Here is a 15,466-nt window from a genome sequence, read left to right on the forward strand (position 1 = left end):
ACGTCTGCTAATAATGTTGGCACGCGTCCCGCCGGTTGCAAGGGCAAGGTCGCATAATGATTGATCATTTTCCCTTTCCCCCATTCAGCCGCCCTCCCGTCGGCTGGGTATCCGCGCCTGTTCTCCCCTCCTGTTGGGGCGCGGATCAACTAGCAGAGGTTGAGCTTCCCACGGCTCCCTCTGCGCTTTTCTTCCCCGTCGCCATTGTGCGCGACGACCTCGCCACGCTGGAAACCGCCGCAGACCGCCACGAACGCCTTGCCGCCGCCGCTAAGGCCGCGCCACGGGGCGAACGCATCCGCTTGCAGCATATGACCCGCGCCGCCTGTCTTGAGCGCCTGCGGGCAGAATTGGACGTGATGCAATGAGGATCGTTATTCCAGGCAAACCCTTTGCCAAGCAGCGCCCCCGCTTTGCCAATGGCCGTACCTACACGCCAGATGCAACCGTGTCGTTTGAACGGACGGTCGGGCAGTACGCGGTAGCCGCTGGCCTGCCCACCCTGAGCGGCCCCGTTCGCCTGTCTATCGTTGCGGTGTTCGAGCCTGCCCAATCGTGGAGCAAGAAGCGCAAAGCCGCTGCCATGTGGAACCCCCACACACAAAAGCCGGATCTGGACAACATCGAAAAGGCCATCTTGGACGGGCTTAACCGCATCGCATACGTGGACGATAGCCAAGTCTGCATGGTCGATAAGCGCAAGATGTGGGGCAGTGAGGCGCAGACCATCGTTGAGGTCACGCCCCTGAATACGTTCCCAATCAGCGGGGGCGTATCGTGAACAAACACTTGAATGCGCCAATGAAATATGGCAGAAACGAAACGAGCCGAAACGCTGTTGGTAGCAGCGATCCGGCTCTTGACATACGAACCTGTGAAGGAGGTCCGGCTATGCCCGTTGAAGGCAATATAACCGCACGCGGTGATTCCGCAAGTGGTCAATCTACAAACACATGGAAATCAATCGGCGAACTTGCCCGCCAGCTGGCTGAAAAGCAAGGCGGTGCGGTATGAGCCTCGTGATTGATGAAATAGACGTTGTGCATGGGGCGCTTCTACACGCGAACTACCACGGGCTTAGCTTGCGGGACGTTCTGTCCGTATTCCAAGAAATGCCGGAGATCACAGACGCGGATAACTTCGGCGCTGCTGTGACCGCTCTTATTCTTTTGAAAGGGGCTGTCAAATGATCGGATGGTATCGCATCGAACGAGACGCCTGGAGCCATGACTTTTTCAAGCCTAGCCCCATGTCAGAGCGCGAAGCGTGGTTCTGGATGATTGGCCGCGCCTCTTACGAGGACACTACGCATCGCGTCGGCGGGGAGCCCCTAGAATGCCCGCGTGGCAGCTTCTTTGTGACCCTGCGCGAACTACAATCTGTATTCATGTGGCAATCGGACACGAAGGTCCGGAACTTCTTAAAGCGGCTCGAAAAAGAGAAAATGATCGAACGCACGACGTGCGGCTCAAGGAACGCACCAAAAACGCACGTAACTATCTGTAATTACGATAAATATCAGTCACCCGAAAGAACAGAAAACGCACCAAAAACGCACCGCGAACGCACCAAAAACGCAGTAAAGAAACAAGATAACAAGAAACAAGATAATTCTTTAGGCGAACCTGCCGGTTCGGCCCCGAAAAAAGGTTCCCGCCTAAGCGAAGACTGGACCCTACCAAGGGCGTGGGGGGAGTGGGCCGTCGGCGAGGGCATGGCGGAGTTCTCCGTTCGCCGTGAGGCAGACAAATTCCGAGACTTCTGGATAGGGGCTGCAGGGGCGAAGGGCGTAAAAACAAACTGGCAAGCGACATGGCGCAACTGGATACGCAAGTCGATTGACGACGCGCAAAAGCAAAACAAGCAACATGAAAAGCCCGGCTTCGTCGACTCCGGTGCATTCGGCAACATCCGCGAGGTGTGCTGATGGACATCGAGGCATACGAGGAACGCGCAGCAATCATGGAATTTGACGGCGGCATGTCGCGCTTTGAGGCGGAGACAGCTGCAGCAAAGGCACAGGGCCTTAATCGGTGGGAGGCGGTCAATGAAATCCGCAAGCGAGATACTAAGCGAACACGGGATCACGGTCAGACGGCAGCACGGGAACCAGCGGACAACGTGTCCGGAGTGCAGCAGCACGCGACGCAAGAAAACGGACCCCTGCCTATCGGTCACGTTTCAACCGGATGGGGTGCAATGGCATTGCTGGCACTGCTCGAATTCGGGGGGCGCATTCTATGACGCAGACAGTAAGCCAATGGCTGCAGCAGGTGCGGGGATTAGATCCTGTCTTGACCGAAGCAATGGGCGTGACGGGCAAAGAGCACCCCGGCATCAAGGGGGAGGCGGTCGCTTTTCCGTACCTTCGCAACGGGAAGCCCTACGCCGCTAAATGGCGGGGCATTTCGGAAAAGGATTGGCGCTCAAGCCAGGGTGTTTCGCGGGGCCTATACAATGAAGACGCGCTGAAATGTGGCGACGGCCCAGCTGTAATCACCGAAGGCGAAATGGATTGCCTGAGCGTAATTCAGGCGGGCTACGCCCGATCGGTATCGCTGCCGGACGGGTGGAGCGAAAACGGTGATAAACGAGATTGCTTAGTTGAGGCAGAGGACGCGCTACGAAAAGCCCCTTGGGTGATTGTCGCTGGCGATGCTGACGCTGCAGGTGCGGGGCTACCAAAGGCGGTTGCCAACATCCTGCTAGGCCATGACGTGCGTTATGTGACTTGGCCCGAAGGCTGCAAAGACGCAAACGACGTGCTGGTCAAGTTTGGCGAGGGCGAGCTTGCCCGTTGCTTGGTTGACGCTAAGAAGGTCGATCCTGCAGGTGGTTTCATCACTGGCATTTCTGACCTGCCGCCTATGCCTGATCGTCGGGTGCTGCGCGTCGGCATGGCCCCTTACGATTACGCGCTGGCGTTTGAAATCGGGGCTATGTCCGTTGGCACAGGGACGCCGGGGGCCGGTAAATCCACGTTCACCACATTTGCGGTTTATCACATGGCCGTGCATGAGGATATCAAGGTTGGCATTCTCGCATTCGAGACGCACCCCTTCCAAGTGCGCGATCACCTTTGCCGCCTTCACACAGGGCGCAAGTGGGATGATCTATCCCAGATGCAGCAAGCCGAAACGGCATATTTCCTAGATAAGCACTTTCGGATTGTTCACCGGACCTACGACGACAACCCAAGCGGCCACAACCTCGGATGGCTGCGGGATATGATCTACACCTTAGCAGTGCGCGATAACTGTAAGGTGATCGTGGTGGACCCTTGGAACGAGCTTGAGCATATGCCCGCGCCTGGGGAAAGCCTGACGAACTACATCAACTTTGCGCTGCAGCAGATCCGCACATGGGCCGAGCAATTTGACACGCATATCTGCGTAATCGCCCACCCCCGCAAGATGATGACAGAGGGCAAGCCGCGTTCGCCTACGGGCTACGATATCGCAGACAGCGCGGCATTCGCAAACAAGCCAGCGTTGGGGTTTTCGGTCCACCAAGAGGAACAGGAAAACAGCGTCGGAATGGTCGAGGAATTCGTGCGCGTCACGACGTGGAAGGTGCGCAACACCCAGCTGTATGGCTTCGGCAAGGCAAGCATTCGCCTGAGCTTCGATGTCGAGAAAATGGATTACCGGAAATACGAGGGGGGTTCCCAATGAACGAGCAAGACGCCCGCGCCCGCATGGTGGCTGACATCACGGCCCGCGTGAACGCCGACGACACGCACCTGGTCAACATCGTGCAGATCTACAAGCTGCTGGGGTTTGACCTGATCCAGATCGACGGTGAGGATTTGGATTACCCCGTGGGGGCTAAGTTCCGCCGCGATTGGGCTGCTGGCGTGCCGTCGGTTAAGATGGCCGCAGAGTTGGGCGTGTCGAATATTACCGTTGCGAGGTGGGCGCGAAACGCTGGCCTGCCAAAACGCAAGATCGGCCCGACCATCCGCACAATTGAGGCTAGCCCAGAGTTCCGCGCCGCATGGCTTGGTGGCGTGCCAACGGAAAAGATGGCCGACGCCTTAAACGTGTCGGGCAGCACCATTCGCCGCGTTGCTGCATCGGCTGGCCTGCCACGGCGCAGCGTAGGCAACACCCGAAACATGTTCAAAGGAGCCGCAGAATGACAGAACAAACCGACATCCTCGGACGCCCGCCGGTAATGCGATACGTCCCCAAGCCCCCGCAGATCGACGCGGTAGACGACGACTGGCGAGGAGAGCGCATCATGCGGAATATCCCCCGCAGCGCGTCCAGCACGGTGAACGTAGCGACCGCGAAGAAAAGCACGAAGCGTCGCGTGAGCAAACCTAAGCAGACGCGATATTGCGCCGTTCCCTCGTGCAACAACGCCCTAAGCTCACAGAACAAGATGGGCGTCTGCAACGGTCACCGCCACACCGATCTGTGCCAGTGCCCGCCGTGCCTCAACCGTCGGGGACGCCTGACCACATCCGACCGCCTAGCGATGGCGATTGCAGAAGCGGAGGGCGCGGTATGAGAGCGATCAGATGGAGCGATAACGACAAATACGTTGGCCCGTTTACGTTCTCTCGGGATGCCTACTACCGATCGACAGCGGTTTTGCTGGGGTCTGGGGATGGCGACGAATACCGAGGTTGCCGCCTGCGCCTTAGCGCCTTTGGCGGCACTTTGATTGTCGCATTGCCGCAGATCATCAAGCCGTGGCGCAAGTGGGTTGATACGTCCAAATATGATTGGTCTACCGGCCCGGATAACGGTTTTTGGGATACTGGTTCGCGAGAATATGGGTTCAGCCTGAGCGATGGGTTTTTAAACTTCTCTCTGGGTCGCGTCACAAACGACAGCAGCACAGAGCAGCGCAAGGGTTACTTCCTGCCTTGGACCGAATGGCGCTGTTCCGCTCGTCGCTTCTACGACGACAAGGGAAATCTGGCATTCACAGACACCAGCAGCGGCCCACAGCCAATCGAGGTCACGCGAGAGCGTTGGGCTGCGCAGGATGCAGTGCCAACCGTTGACTTTGCGTTCCGTGACTTCGACGGAGAGCAGCTTACAGCAAAAACCCGCGTCGAAGAGTCTGTGCACAAGTTAGGCACAGGCCGGTTCAAGTGGCTTTCCTTGTTCCGCAAGGCGCGGGTGCGTCGATCCTTGGATATCAAGTTTTCCGGCGAAACAGGTAAGCGAAAAGGGTCTTGGAAAGGTGGCACATTGGGCCACGGCATTTCTATGGAACCCGGCGAACTGCATGAAAGCGCGTTCCGGCGTTACTGCAAGGAAAACGACATGACGTTCGGCGGTGACGCATGACCCCCTCCCAGACCAACGAGATAACTGCCTGCACCCGTCTAATAGCAGTAGGCTACACGGCACAGGCACTACGAGACCTTGGATACGCAGAGGCCGCTATCAGGGCGGCGATGGAGGCGAACACATGACAGACCAAGAGAAGCTAAAGCTGATGCACCAAGTGGCTATCGAAATCGGGCCGGTTGAATGGGGTGCAACGGGCGAACTGCCGGTAGAAAAGCACTTAGAGCACGTCAAGGCGTCAATCGAGAACACCGCAAAGCATTTCGGGCAAGATGGCCCGCAGTCCATGCACGGGGTTTATATCGGCGGCTCTGATATTGTCCTTTGCCACACCGGCACGTCACCGAACAGCCCCGCCCACGCGAACATCCTGACCGCGCTCTGGAACTGCTTCGTCGCAGAAGCCATCGCAGCACAGGAGCCACCCCATGAGCGATAACCGCAGAGAGGCGCTAGAGGCGCTGCGCGATAAGGTGAAGTCGGGGGAGTTCGACCGGTGGTCCGTCAACGGTGCGCCCCTGACAGCCCCGCAAAAGGCCTTCGTGACGCGGGCCTACCACGGCTCCCTAGACGCAGCCAAGGCGCTGCACGACGCGGTGCTGCCGGGGTGGGATTGGCGGGCAGAGGAGAACGTTAACGGTTACGTTTCCCATATTGGGCCAGCCCGCGAAGAGTTTATGCCGTCAATCATGGCGATCAGCTTTGAGAGCGCCGCCCGCGCATGGCTTCTAAGCATCCTCTCAGCCCTTATCTCAGAAACCCCCAAGGGAGAGACGCAATGAGCAAGCTTACAAGCCGCGACATGCTGACCGGCCCCGAATGGATGCAGGATGAATGCGTAGAGGGATACCGCGACGGGCGCAGGCCGCATAACCCATACCCCGGCGCAAACCGTTCCCCAGCATATATCCACGGGTTCAACAACGCCCGCCGCGATGCTGGAGACATGCCCGCGATCCCGATGCACGAGATTGTATCGGTATGGAACATGATCGTTGTGAGCGAGGCGACCGCATGAACCTCTCGGCCCGCAACGCCACCCAAGCCGAGACAAAGCCCTGCCGCAAGTGCAAGGGCAAAGGCTACGTTCTGCGCATGTACCCACGTCGGAAGCCTCAGCCCGCCCACTGGTTCAACCGTGGCCCCAATGGCGAACACCCCACACCCTGCGAATGCGACCTGATCGAAGGAGATACAGAATGACGGTTTACCTTGGATATGTCGCAGGTGGTGTATGCCGCGACACCCACGCCCCGACGCGCGACGGGGACGGCGAGGCTATCCGCCCGCCAATGGTGCGCAAGCAGTTTTGGGTTCAAGAGGAACTGCGCCGCCTCGGCATCAAAGCATGGTGCGGCAAGCGGGTAGAGTTCAAGCGCATTGGCAAGGATCGCAACTGGACGCGCTTCGACGTGCCAGCGCTGCCGAATTACATCGTGATGGAAATGGACCCGTCGCAAATGTACCTCGCAACCGAGGTGGAACACCTGATGCCCACATTCATGATCGTGGCAAAGTCGGATCTGCACGGCAAGGCAACGCCAGACGGCAAGCAGGTGCATATCGGGCTGAACCGCTTCATGGAGGGCGTAGACGCTGAATTCGAGGCCGCTGAGCGCGTTGACGCCAATTCACGGGCCGAGGTTACCGAATATAAAAAGGGCCAAGCCTTGCGCGTTATCTCAGGGCCGTTCGCTGACATGCTGGGCAAGTTCGACAAGCTGGTGAAAGCGCCGCACGATCAATGGCAGCGGGTATCCATCGAAATGGAGGGCGGGCATCACGTCCAGTTTGACCCGCTTGACGTTCGCAGCGCATAGGTGTTGCGTTGGGGTGCTACATATGGTAGCCTTTGGCTAATTCATCACGCGGGGATACTCGCTTTAGTGGTGAGGTGTTAGCCCGGGGATACCCATGCGCACCACCAAAGCGGAGCCTACAGGAAAAATCCGAAGGTTCTGTATGGGATCAATGTGTCCGAAATAATCAAGCCCCAGAGGTGCTGTAACACCAATGAGGCTCTAACCGCATCGAACCGTGAAGGGGTCCGAATATGGCTAAGCAGTCTTTAACATCATTGTGGCTTGAAGAAAATGACCCAAAGTACCGAAAGGTGCCGGGCGTAGGCATGGGCGGCGAGCACGCCAAGAAGGTAGGGTCACGGTCAAAGCGCATCCGGCGCGGGAAGATGTCCAGAGAGGGCTTCCAGAGCAGGGAGAGCATTCTTTCATTTGTTGAGCGGCATCGGGGTGTAGTTGAGCATGACTGCATATTTGTACCCGGGGCACAAAAGGGCGTGCCTGCTGGCGTTGAGTTCTGCGGTCACGTTATTTCGGCATCTCGGTATATGACTTTGTTGACGCACGGCACACCTAAGCGTGAAGGGGATGTTTCAAGGCATCTGTGCGGTAATGGCCATTTGTCCTGCATAAACCCAAGCCATCTAATTTGGGGCAGCGTCGGCGATAACGCTACAGACGCGCACAAACATCGATCTGTAGGTGATAATGTGCAAGACCGCATCCATGCAATCGATTAGGGTGCTACGGCAATAAGAGCGCGGCGCTCCAGCATTCGGCCCTGTCCGGCCAGCGAAAGCCAATAGGACGCAGCCCCGCGTTTTCTAAGCCGGTTTCTGACTGGCCCCCACCATGGCCCCGCACGGTCATGGGTTTGTGCGGATAGAGGGGGTTAGTCATGAGCGCGGTTCTATAAGCAGGGCTAGGCGGTAAGCCCAACGTCATATGGCGATGAAGCCGCTCCCGCTCAACCTGTCCGCCACTGCTGCACCTGATCGCGGCATGGCGTATCAACTGATCAGGCACAGGCGCTGACCCCGTACAGGCAGCGCGACCACACCCCAGACAAAAAGGAAAATGCTATGTCTGATAGTGCATCAACGATTCCAGCCTTTAACCCCTCTGGCAGCGATGTCGTTGCGGGCGTCAAGTCGCGCACAGAGGAGCTGATGGGCTACATCCGTGAGAATGTTCCTGCCAACCGTGAGCGATCAATCGCAATCACGAACTATGAGCAGGCCGCGATGTGGGCCGTGAAGGCGAACTTCACCTAAGCGACATACGACACGCGCCTCTGGACTTGGCTACGGCTTCGGACATGCGCGGGTCATTTTTCGCAGGGGTGTAGCTTAGTGGTAAAGCAGCGGATTCCAAACCCGCCTACCGGGGTTCGATTCCTCGCACCTTTGCCAACACACGCCACACATCATGTAGTATCTCGAGAGGGTATCGAGTATCTAAATGTAGTGGCCACGCATTTTCTCAGCACATGAGACACAACGCGGCGGCGATACGCACCCCCACACAAGGCGAGGCGGCACAATGGCTAAGGTAACCGGAATGCTCACGTTCAAGACAGGTCGGCTGTTAAAGGCAGGCCCGCTTGGCGTTTTCATCGTCTCAATGTGCCTCAAGGCTGGCTTGCCGCTGTCTTGGTTCGGCACTGTCGAGTTCACTGAGACGCCGAAGGGCTGACCGAATAGTCGCATATGTGAAAGAACGCGCCCCGAAAGGCTCGCCAGACACGGGGCTAGACCAGACGGGCAGACGATAAGTGAAAGAATGGGCCGTTTATGCGGCTTTTCAGGGCAAATAGCCCAGATGATATAAAATCAAAGGAAATCAGAAATGGCGCGAGGTGGTAAGCGTGAAGGCGCGGGCCGCAAGCCCGGCGCTGTCAATAAGTCTACACGCAAGCAGCGTGACGCGGTTAAGGAAAGCGGGCTGACCCCGTTGGACTACCTGCTGTCGGTAATGCGTGACGAGACGGCGGATCAGCATGAGCGCGTTGACGCAGCCCACAAGGCAGCGCCCTACGTTCATTCTAAGCTGGCTACGGTCGATCACAAGTCAACGGATGGCAGCATGGCGACTAAGCCCACGATGATTGAGTTCATGGCCCCTGAGATCGCAGATGAAGGCGACAGTTAGGGAAATCCCGAAGCTAACAGCCAACTTTGCACGGCCAGCACGAACGCGGGTATTCAAGGGCGGCAGGGGTTCAGGAAAGACGCGGGGCATTGCAAAGCGCAGCGCCTTGCGGGTCTACCAGTTGGCCGAGATGGGCGTTGAAGGCGTTTTCCTCGCCAGCCGTGAACACCTGAACAGCCTAGACGAAAGTTCGATGGAAGAAATCAAGGCGGCTATTCGGTCTGAGCCGTGGTTGCTGGATTACTTCGACATTGGCGAAAAGTACATCCGCACGAAGAACCGCCGGATCAGCTACGCATTCGCGGGCTTGCGGCATAACTTGGACAGCATCAAGTCCAAGGCGCGGATCATTGGTAACTGGACTGACGAAGGCGAGAGCGTATCGGATGCGGCATGGCGCAAGCTAATCCCGACGATCCGCGAAGAGGGGCCGGGATGGGTCGCTGAAAACTGGATCAGCTACAACCCAGAAAGCCCAGAGAGCGCCACGCACAAGCGCTTCGTTGAGAACACGGCAGACGATTGCTTGGTAACTGAGGTCAATTACTCGGATAACCCGTGGTTTCCTGACGTGCTGAATAAGCAGCGGCTAGAGGATAAGAAATTCCGCCCTGAGACATACGAGCATATTTGGAACGGCGCTTTCCTGACGCTGACAGATGCTCAGGTGTTTGCAGGCAAGTATGAGGTTGAGGCGTTCGAAGTCGGGCCGGACTGGAACGGCCCTTATCACGGCATGGACTTCGGCTTTGCTCAAGATCCGACGACAGCAGGCGAACAGTGGGTGCATGACAATACGCTGTATATCCGGCGCGAGGCGGCGAAAGTCGGGCTTGAGTTGGATGACACGGCGCAATTCATCTGCAAAGCCATTCCCGGCATTGAGAAACATACGATCCGCGCCGACAGTGCAAGGCCAGAGAGCATAAGCTACCTGCGGCGGCACGGGTTGCCCCGCATTGAGGGCGTCAAGAAATGGGCTGGCAGCGTCGAGGATGGCGTTGAGTTTATCAAGTCGTTTAGCCGCGTAGTCATTCACCCTGACTGCCCGCAAACAGCGCGAGAGTTCAGGCTCTACAGTTACAAGGTTGACCGCCTCTCTGGCGACATTCTGCCCGTCATTGTGGATGCGAATAACCACCATATCGACCAACTGCGATACGCTCTTGTCCCGCTGATGAAGCGCCAAGCGAAAACCACCACAACAACGGTCAAGGGGCTGTATTGATATGACTTTTGCGCCAAACTTATTTGGTGTAAGATGAACGGGCCAGACGCGGTGCTTCCAACACCGGCTGGCCCTAACCGCAACGGATCGTATGGAGATCACGTCATGGCTAAAAAGCCCTTACCCTCCCCGGAGGTACTTCGTCAACTTTTGAGATACGAACCAGATACAGGGAAACTGTTCTGGCGTGAACGTGGGCCTGAGTGGTTCGTAGATCAGCGTTCTCAGAAAATATGGAACACTAAGCACGCGGGGCGCGAGGCCGGGGCGAATTTGAAGGGTTATGTTTTCGTAAGATTGGATGGTGGGGCCTACTTGGCGCATCGACTTGTGTGGAAAATGATAACGGGGGGAGAACCTAACGTTATCGACCATATTAACGGGGACAGGTCAGACAATCGGATTTGTAACCTTCGTGACGTCACCCACGAGCAAAACATGAAAAATGTTGGTATGTACTCGACCAACAAGTCAGGGATCACTGGCGTCTACTGGGACACAGACCGCGTTAAGTGGTCTGTGACAGGGCGCATTGATGGGAAATCTAAAAACGTGGGTCGGTTCGACTGCTTAGGCAGAGCAATACGCGCGAGGCATAGGTTTTTAGAGGTGAATAAATTCCATGCGGGACACGGCCTACGGCGCAGTTGTGCCAAAGATTAGAGAAGTTTCCGAAAATGGCATCTAGTGTATCCACAAAGCACCCAGAATTGACGCAGCAGCGCCTTGCCGATTGGCATCTTTGCGTTGACGCATACGAGGGCGAAGGCGACATGAAAGCGCGTGGCGTGTCTTACCTGCCGATGCCTTCGGGCTACACCAGCCATGCAGACGGCGGGCTGGCGGCATACGATGCCTATAAGAACCGCGCCCAGTTCCCCGACGTGCTTGCGACTTCGATTGGCGCGATGATCGGCATTATCCACGGCGAGGAAATCCCCGTCGAGTTGCCCGCGAACATGGAGTATCTGCGCGAGAACATCGACGGCAACTACACGACGCTTGAGGACTTCCACAAGAACATCACCCGCGCATTGCTGTGCTTGGGGCGCTATGGCGTCTTGGCAGATGCACCGGAGGCGGGCGGCGATCCATTCCTGGCCGGTTATCGCGGCGATACGATCATCAACTGGGATAAGGACTTCTTCGTCCTGGATGAAAGCGGCATGGAGCGGGACGGCTTCGCATGGGCGCATGTTGAGAAATACCGCGTCTTGCAGATGGAGGATGGCCGCTACGTGGCGCAGGTCCACACGGCAAGCGGCGAGGTTGACATGACCCCTACCAAGCTGGGCGGCGGGATGCTGGACTTTGTGCCGTTCGCCGTCGCGTCTGCGAAGGACATGGGGGCCGACATTGAAGCCCCGCCTATGATCGGCATCGCACGGGCGGCAAAGGCGATGTACCAGCTATCCGCTGACTACCGCTTGCAGCTTTACATGAGCGGTCAGGAAACGCTTGTCGCAATCAACGGCGAAGCCCCTACAGCGGTTGGCGCTGGCGTTGTTCACGAAATGCAGGGCAGTGATGGCATCGTTCCGGATCTGAAATACGTCTCCCCGACATGTTCCGGCATCGAAAAGCACCTAGAGGCTATCCAAGACAACCGCGAAGTCGCAATCCAAGCCGGGGCGCGGCTGTTTGAGCAATCGAACCAAGCGCAGGAATCCGGCAAGGCACGGCAGATGCGGTTCCGGTCGGAGACGGCCAACCTGCAAACCGTGGCGCAGGCGTCCTGTTCTCTGCTGGAAGCCTCGCTGCGCAACATCGCGGGCCTTCTGGGCCAGTCAGACGCTGTTGCTAATGGCATCACGGTAACGCCGCCTAAAGACCTCATGGACGCCACCCTAACCCCGCAGGACGCCGTAGCGCTGTTCTCGTTGGTGGAAAGCGGTGGCCTCTCACACGAAACATTCTACGAGCGGGCGCAGGCTGGCGGCATTGCCAATCCAGACCGCGACTTCGACGCAGAATATGCGCTGATTGAGCGCGACGATATTGGGGCCGACGGCCCTTAATCATCCGAGGCGATGCCTCACCCCCAACCCAAAGGAAACTGAGCCGATGGCTTTGAAAAGCGTTCTTGAATCCCTCGAAGGCGTCGATGATGCCGTGAAATCGTTCTATACCGAGACTGACGGCAAGTTTATCTTGCAGGTCGATGGTGTGGACAGCCACCCCGAAGTCCAGGCGCTGAAAAATGCCTACACCGCGACGAAAGCAGACCGTGACGCGGCCCGCCAAGAGCGCGATGCAGCGAAAGCACTGGCAAAGGAATTCCCCGACGACTTCGACGCCGAAAAATGGGCGAAGCTGAAAGACGGGAAGCCCGATGAAGCCGCGCTGATCAAGCTGCGCCAGACCCTCGAAGCCGAGCGCGACGAATGGAAGGGCAAGTTTGAAGCCGAGCGCGGCACCTCTCTGCGCAATGCACTGGACCGTGACCTGACCGACGCCCTGAACGGGGCAGGGGTCACAAACCCGACATTCGCAAAGGCAGCACGCACGATGCTCTCCGGTGACGTGAAGATCGGAGACGATGGCAAGCCGTTTGTGGAAACCGACATGGGGCCGATGCCTCTGGTCGATCACGTCAAGCGGTGGACAGCGGGCGAGGGCAAAGACTTCGTGACGCCAGCACAAGGCGGCGGCGCAGCGGGCGGAAAGAACGCAAGCGGACCTGTCAACGCGGAGCAATTCGCAAAGATGGGCGACAAAGAGCGGACGGCTCTATTTCACAGCGACCCCGAAACATTCCGGCGATTGTCCGGCACATAACGAAAGGATAGCCCGTGGCTACCACTCAACTCTCTGACGTTTACGTCCCCGAGGTCTACGCCTCCTATTCGGCGGTAAACGGCCCCGAAAAGACGGCCTTCTTTGAAAGCGGCATTGCGATTGCAAACCCCGCGCTCGCAAGCATGTTCTCCGATGGCGGGCGCATTGCTGAATTGCCCTTCTGGAAGGACTTGGATGCGTCCGACGAGCCGAACTACGGCACCGACGACCCCACTGACATCGCGGTTCCTGCCAAAGTCACCACAGGCACGCAGGTCGCCCGCATGGCGAGCCTCAACCAAGGCTATTCGTCTGCCGACCTGACCGGCGAACTGGCTGGCGCTGATCCCATGCAGCACGTCCGCAACCGCTTCGGCACATACTGGATGCGCCAGTGGCAGCGCCGCATCATTGCTTCGGTGCAAGGCGTCATTGCTGACAACGTGGCCAACGACGACGGCGATATGGTGAACAACGTAGCAGGCGCGACCAACGCGGCAGTTGGCGAAGGCACCCTGTTTGGCCGTGGCGTATTTACTGCCGCTGCCTTCACCTCCGGCGACCACTATGACGATTATGCGGTATTCGCCGTGCATTCCGTTGTGGCAAAGCGCATGGTTGATAACAACGACATCGACTATGTGGCCGACAGCCAAGGCAATCTGACGATCCCGACGTTCCTGGGCCGTCGCATTGTGGTTGACGACAGCCTGCCTATGACCCCGGCAGCGGGTTCCGGCGGCACTGACGCAGCCGCGACTTACACCAGCTACCTGTTCGGCACCGGCCTGATTGGCTACGGCGAACGCAGCCCCAAGGTTCCGGTCGCTCTTGAGCGCGAAGAAGCACAGGGCAACGGCGCTGGTGTGGAGACCCTCTGGGAGCGCAAGTCGTGGGTTATCCACCCCTTCGGCACCGCATTCCAGAACGCCACCCTGACCGATGGCAACGCGACACTGGCGCAGCTTCGCCTTGCCGCGAACTGGGACCGCGTGATCGACCGCAAGTTGATCCCGCTTGCGGCAATTACAACCAACGGTTGAGTTTAGAAGCGGGGCGGCGTGTTCGCCCCGTCACTAAGCGCAACGGAGACACCCCATGAACATCAAAGACCAACTTGAGATGCAGGCGCGATACACGGCGCAGGCAAGGGGCGAGACGCTGCCCAAGACCGAAGCCCCCGATGAACTGACCCGCGAGGGCATCGCCAAGATGAAGCGGGCCGATGTGGTCGAACATCTGGAAGCCCACGGCCTGAGCGAAGATGATTGCGAAGGCGTCAAGGTTGCTGACCTGCGCGACATGCTGACCAACGCCGTGTTTACGAGCCTCTGATATGATCGACGTTGACGGGTTTCGCGCATATGCCCTAGCGCGGGGGAATAACGCCCCCACAGAAGCCACAGACGAGGCCGCACAGGCGTCACTTGTGCGCGGGGGTGACTACGTGCGCGACCAGTACGTTGCCAACTTCCTGCCCGCTTTTGTGGTGCCTTTGCCTGACGCAGTGGAAGTTGCCACATACGAGGCGGCGATCATCGAGCTGGCAAGCCCCGGCGCGTTGTCCAAGACCTACACCGAAGGCGCGGATAAAGCGCTTGTCGCGGTTGAGGGCATCAAGTGGGAGTTTACCGGGCGCAAGGGCGGTTCGCAGGTGCCGAAAAGCACGAAGATTGACGCGATGATGCGGCCTTACATGGGCGGCGCGACTAAGACGTTGCTGCGGTCATGAACAACGGCACCGACATCGCCGCCGAAGTGCTGGCGGGGCTGGCAGAGGCAGGCGAGGCGACCGGCAACGGGCCGATGGTCTGCACCCTGCGGCGCGTGACCGGCGGATCGTCTGACCCATGGGGCGAGATTGAAGGCGACAAAGCCTATCACGAGGTGACAGCGGTTCAGACGCAAAAGCAGAACCGCGACGACACCGGCACGCTGGTTGGCGTCACAAAGACAATGCTGATGATTGACGCGACGGGCGTTGCGCCGTTGAAAAGCGACCACATTGCCACTAACTTGCGTAAGGCAGACGTGACCGGCGATACACGCTTTCACGAGATTGCGGACGTTGAAACGGTTGCGCCTGCGGGCGTGGCGCTGATGCACAAGGTTTGGCTTGCCGACTAACCCGCCCACAGACTTTGAAATAGCCGCGCTGGCTGCCATCCTGCCCCGTTGGTGGGCAGAGTGCCAGAGCAACC

The 15,466-nt window shown here is 58.2% G+C and carries 25 protein-coding genes and 1 tRNA gene; all 26 read left to right on the forward strand.

Features of this window, described 5'->3' with window-relative positions; all coding sequences use genetic code 11:
• The first annotated feature begins 56 nt into the window (after positions 1-56).
• A complete protein-coding gene (locus AADW22_RS08710) occupies positions 57-368 on the forward strand; it encodes a hypothetical protein (RefSeq protein ID WP_407473500.1) in 312 nt (103 codons plus the stop codon).
• Positions 365-781 carry a RusA family crossover junction endodeoxyribonuclease gene (locus AADW22_RS08715; RefSeq protein WP_407473501.1) on the forward strand — a complete coding sequence of 139 codons (417 nt, stop codon included), beginning with the start codon at positions 365-367 and terminating at the stop codon, positions 779-781. Before AADW22_RS08710 ends, AADW22_RS08715 begins: the two co-directional genes overlap by 4 nt.
• 110 nt (positions 782-891) lie before the next feature.
• Positions 892-1,014: a hypothetical protein gene (locus tag AADW22_RS08720; RefSeq protein ID WP_407473502.1), complete on the forward strand. Its 123-nt coding sequence runs from the start codon at positions 892-894 to the stop codon at positions 1,012-1,014.
• A complete protein-coding gene (locus tag AADW22_RS08725) occupies positions 1,011-1,190 on the forward strand; it encodes a hypothetical protein (RefSeq protein WP_407473503.1) in 180 nt (59 codons plus the stop codon). Before AADW22_RS08720 ends, AADW22_RS08725 begins: the two co-directional genes overlap by 4 nt.
• The gene (locus tag AADW22_RS08730) at positions 1,187-1,927 is read left to right on the forward strand and encodes a hypothetical protein (protein ID WP_407473504.1); all 741 of its coding nucleotides are present in this window, start codon (positions 1,187-1,189) and stop codon (positions 1,925-1,927) included. The genes AADW22_RS08725 and AADW22_RS08730 overlap by 4 nt, the downstream gene beginning before the upstream one ends.
• Positions 1,927-2,244: a hypothetical protein gene (locus AADW22_RS08735; protein WP_407473505.1), complete on the forward strand. Its 318-nt coding sequence runs from the start codon at positions 1,927-1,929 to the stop codon at positions 2,242-2,244. The genes AADW22_RS08730 and AADW22_RS08735 overlap by 1 nt, the downstream gene beginning before the upstream one ends.
• Complete coding sequence (locus AADW22_RS08740) at positions 2,241-3,674, forward strand: bifunctional DNA primase/helicase (protein WP_407473506.1); 1,434 nt, start codon at positions 2,241-2,243, stop codon at positions 3,672-3,674. Before AADW22_RS08735 ends, AADW22_RS08740 begins: the two co-directional genes overlap by 4 nt.
• Positions 3,671-4,141: a hypothetical protein gene (locus AADW22_RS08745; RefSeq protein WP_407473507.1), complete on the forward strand. Its 471-nt coding sequence runs from the start codon at positions 3,671-3,673 to the stop codon at positions 4,139-4,141. Before AADW22_RS08740 ends, AADW22_RS08745 begins: the two co-directional genes overlap by 4 nt.
• Positions 4,138-4,515: a hypothetical protein gene (locus AADW22_RS08750; RefSeq protein WP_407473508.1), complete on the forward strand. Its 378-nt coding sequence runs from the start codon at positions 4,138-4,140 to the stop codon at positions 4,513-4,515. The genes AADW22_RS08745 and AADW22_RS08750 overlap by 4 nt, the downstream gene beginning before the upstream one ends.
• A complete protein-coding gene (locus AADW22_RS08755; RefSeq protein ID WP_407473509.1) occupies positions 4,512-5,306 on the forward strand; it encodes a hypothetical protein in 795 nt (264 codons plus the stop codon). The genes AADW22_RS08750 and AADW22_RS08755 overlap by 4 nt, the downstream gene beginning before the upstream one ends.
• Positions 5,307-5,430: 124 nt before the next feature.
• A complete protein-coding gene (locus tag AADW22_RS08760) occupies positions 5,431-5,748 on the forward strand; it encodes a hypothetical protein (RefSeq protein WP_407473510.1) in 318 nt (105 codons plus the stop codon).
• Complete coding sequence (locus AADW22_RS08765; RefSeq protein WP_407473511.1) at positions 5,738-6,091, forward strand: hypothetical protein; 354 nt, start codon at positions 5,738-5,740, stop codon at positions 6,089-6,091. Before AADW22_RS08760 ends, AADW22_RS08765 begins: the two co-directional genes overlap by 11 nt.
• Entirely contained in the window at positions 6,088-6,327 is a 240-nt protein-coding gene (locus AADW22_RS08770; protein ID WP_407473512.1) for a hypothetical protein, read from the forward strand. Before AADW22_RS08765 ends, AADW22_RS08770 begins: the two co-directional genes overlap by 4 nt.
• Before the next feature lie 181 nt (positions 6,328-6,508).
• Entirely contained in the window at positions 6,509-7,129 is a 621-nt protein-coding gene (locus AADW22_RS08775; RefSeq protein WP_407473513.1) for a hypothetical protein, read from the forward strand.
• A 233-nt stretch (positions 7,130-7,362) separates the two neighbouring features.
• A complete protein-coding gene (locus AADW22_RS08780; protein WP_407473514.1) occupies positions 7,363-7,848 on the forward strand; it encodes a hypothetical protein in 486 nt (161 codons plus the stop codon).
• A gap of 342 nt (positions 7,849-8,190) precedes the next feature.
• Positions 8,191-8,382 carry a hypothetical protein gene (locus AADW22_RS08785; RefSeq protein WP_407473515.1) on the forward strand — a complete coding sequence of 64 codons (192 nt, stop codon included), beginning with the start codon at positions 8,191-8,193 and terminating at the stop codon, positions 8,380-8,382.
• A 64-nt stretch (positions 8,383-8,446) separates the two neighbouring features.
• Positions 8,447-8,520 (forward strand) — tRNA-Trp (locus AADW22_RS08790).
• Positions 8,521-8,956: 436 nt separating this feature from the next.
• On the forward strand, positions 8,957-9,259 hold the full coding sequence (locus AADW22_RS08795) for a hypothetical protein (RefSeq protein ID WP_407473516.1): 303 nt from the start codon (positions 8,957-8,959) through the stop codon (positions 9,257-9,259).
• On the forward strand, positions 9,243-10,487 hold the full coding sequence (locus AADW22_RS08800; protein WP_407473517.1) for a PBSX family phage terminase large subunit: 1,245 nt from the start codon (positions 9,243-9,245) through the stop codon (positions 10,485-10,487). Before AADW22_RS08795 ends, AADW22_RS08800 begins: the two co-directional genes overlap by 17 nt.
• Before the next feature lie 105 nt (positions 10,488-10,592).
• Positions 10,593-11,150 (forward strand): HNH endonuclease, encoded by a 558-nt coding sequence (locus AADW22_RS08805; RefSeq protein WP_407473518.1) that lies wholly within the window; start codon positions 10,593-10,595, stop codon positions 11,148-11,150.
• A 47-nt stretch (positions 11,151-11,197) separates the two neighbouring features.
• Positions 11,198-12,505 carry a DUF4055 domain-containing protein gene (locus AADW22_RS08810; protein WP_407473519.1) on the forward strand — a complete coding sequence of 436 codons (1,308 nt, stop codon included), beginning with the start codon at positions 11,198-11,200 and terminating at the stop codon, positions 12,503-12,505.
• Positions 12,506-12,551: 46 nt separating this feature from the next.
• Positions 12,552-13,265, forward strand: a complete 714-nt coding sequence (locus AADW22_RS08815) for a hypothetical protein (RefSeq protein ID WP_407473520.1) — start codon at positions 12,552-12,554, stop codon at positions 13,263-13,265.
• A gap of 14 nt (positions 13,266-13,279) precedes the next feature.
• Positions 13,280-14,308 (forward strand): hypothetical protein, encoded by a 1,029-nt coding sequence (locus AADW22_RS08820; protein WP_407473521.1) that lies wholly within the window; start codon positions 13,280-13,282, stop codon positions 14,306-14,308.
• 55 nt (positions 14,309-14,363) lie between these two features.
• Positions 14,364-14,600, forward strand: coding sequence for a hypothetical protein (locus tag AADW22_RS08825; RefSeq protein ID WP_407473522.1), 237 nt, complete (start codon positions 14,364-14,366; stop codon positions 14,598-14,600).
• Position 14,601: 1 nt separating this feature from the next.
• Positions 14,602-14,997, forward strand: coding sequence for a hypothetical protein (locus tag AADW22_RS08830; protein ID WP_407473523.1), 396 nt, complete (start codon positions 14,602-14,604; stop codon positions 14,995-14,997).
• Positions 14,994-15,392 (forward strand): hypothetical protein, encoded by a 399-nt coding sequence (locus tag AADW22_RS08835; protein WP_407473524.1) that lies wholly within the window; start codon positions 14,994-14,996, stop codon positions 15,390-15,392. Before AADW22_RS08830 ends, AADW22_RS08835 begins: the two co-directional genes overlap by 4 nt.
• The last annotated feature ends 74 nt before the right edge of the window (positions 15,393-15,466 follow it).

The sequence above is a fragment of the Sulfitobacter sp. PM12 genome, from assembly GCF_045586035.1.
In the GTDB taxonomy this organism is placed as follows: domain Bacteria; phylum Pseudomonadota; class Alphaproteobacteria; order Rhodobacterales; family Rhodobacteraceae; genus Sulfitobacter; species Sulfitobacter pontiacus.

What these genes read in the sequence shown, in the direction of transcription:
- AADW22_RS08710 (WP_407473500.1), top strand. Translation starts at nt 57, where the DNA reads ATGATTGATCATTTTCCCTTTCCCCCATTCAGCCGCCCTCCCGTCGGC.
- AADW22_RS08715 (WP_407473501.1), top strand. Translation starts at nt 365, where the DNA reads ATGAGGATCGTTATTCCAGGCAAACCCTTTGCCAAGCAGCGCCCCCGC.
- AADW22_RS08720 (WP_407473502.1), top strand. Translation starts at nt 892, where the DNA reads ATGCCCGTTGAAGGCAATATAACCGCACGCGGTGATTCCGCAAGTGGT.
- AADW22_RS08725 (WP_407473503.1), top strand. Translation starts at nt 1,011, where the DNA reads ATGAGCCTCGTGATTGATGAAATAGACGTTGTGCATGGGGCGCTTCTA.
- AADW22_RS08730 (WP_407473504.1), top strand. Translation starts at nt 1,187, where the DNA reads ATGATCGGATGGTATCGCATCGAACGAGACGCCTGGAGCCATGACTTT.
- AADW22_RS08735 (WP_407473505.1), top strand. Translation starts at nt 1,927, where the DNA reads ATGGACATCGAGGCATACGAGGAACGCGCAGCAATCATGGAATTTGAC.
- AADW22_RS08740 (WP_407473506.1), top strand. Translation starts at nt 2,241, where the DNA reads ATGACGCAGACAGTAAGCCAATGGCTGCAGCAGGTGCGGGGATTAGAT.
- AADW22_RS08745 (WP_407473507.1), top strand. Translation starts at nt 3,671, where the DNA reads ATGAACGAGCAAGACGCCCGCGCCCGCATGGTGGCTGACATCACGGCC.
- AADW22_RS08750 (WP_407473508.1), top strand. Translation starts at nt 4,138, where the DNA reads ATGACAGAACAAACCGACATCCTCGGACGCCCGCCGGTAATGCGATAC.
- AADW22_RS08755 (WP_407473509.1), top strand. Translation starts at nt 4,512, where the DNA reads ATGAGAGCGATCAGATGGAGCGATAACGACAAATACGTTGGCCCGTTT.
- AADW22_RS08760 (WP_407473510.1), top strand. Translation starts at nt 5,431, where the DNA reads ATGACAGACCAAGAGAAGCTAAAGCTGATGCACCAAGTGGCTATCGAA.
- AADW22_RS08765 (WP_407473511.1), top strand. Translation starts at nt 5,738, where the DNA reads ATGAGCGATAACCGCAGAGAGGCGCTAGAGGCGCTGCGCGATAAGGTG.
- AADW22_RS08770 (WP_407473512.1), top strand. Translation starts at nt 6,088, where the DNA reads ATGAGCAAGCTTACAAGCCGCGACATGCTGACCGGCCCCGAATGGATG.
- AADW22_RS08775 (WP_407473513.1), top strand. Translation starts at nt 6,509, where the DNA reads ATGACGGTTTACCTTGGATATGTCGCAGGTGGTGTATGCCGCGACACC.
- AADW22_RS08780 (WP_407473514.1), top strand. Translation starts at nt 7,363, where the DNA reads ATGGCTAAGCAGTCTTTAACATCATTGTGGCTTGAAGAAAATGACCCA.
- AADW22_RS08785 (WP_407473515.1), top strand. Translation starts at nt 8,191, where the DNA reads ATGTCTGATAGTGCATCAACGATTCCAGCCTTTAACCCCTCTGGCAGC.
- AADW22_RS08795 (WP_407473516.1), top strand. Translation starts at nt 8,957, where the DNA reads ATGGCGCGAGGTGGTAAGCGTGAAGGCGCGGGCCGCAAGCCCGGCGCT.
- AADW22_RS08800 (WP_407473517.1), top strand. Translation starts at nt 9,243, where the DNA reads ATGAAGGCGACAGTTAGGGAAATCCCGAAGCTAACAGCCAACTTTGCA.
- AADW22_RS08805 (WP_407473518.1), top strand. Translation starts at nt 10,593, where the DNA reads ATGGCTAAAAAGCCCTTACCCTCCCCGGAGGTACTTCGTCAACTTTTG.
- AADW22_RS08815 (WP_407473520.1), top strand. Translation starts at nt 12,552, where the DNA reads ATGGCTTTGAAAAGCGTTCTTGAATCCCTCGAAGGCGTCGATGATGCC.
- AADW22_RS08825 (WP_407473522.1), top strand. Translation starts at nt 14,364, where the DNA reads ATGAACATCAAAGACCAACTTGAGATGCAGGCGCGATACACGGCGCAG.
- AADW22_RS08830 (WP_407473523.1), top strand. Translation starts at nt 14,602, where the DNA reads ATGATCGACGTTGACGGGTTTCGCGCATATGCCCTAGCGCGGGGGAAT.
- AADW22_RS08835 (WP_407473524.1), top strand. Translation starts at nt 14,994, where the DNA reads ATGAACAACGGCACCGACATCGCCGCCGAAGTGCTGGCGGGGCTGGCA.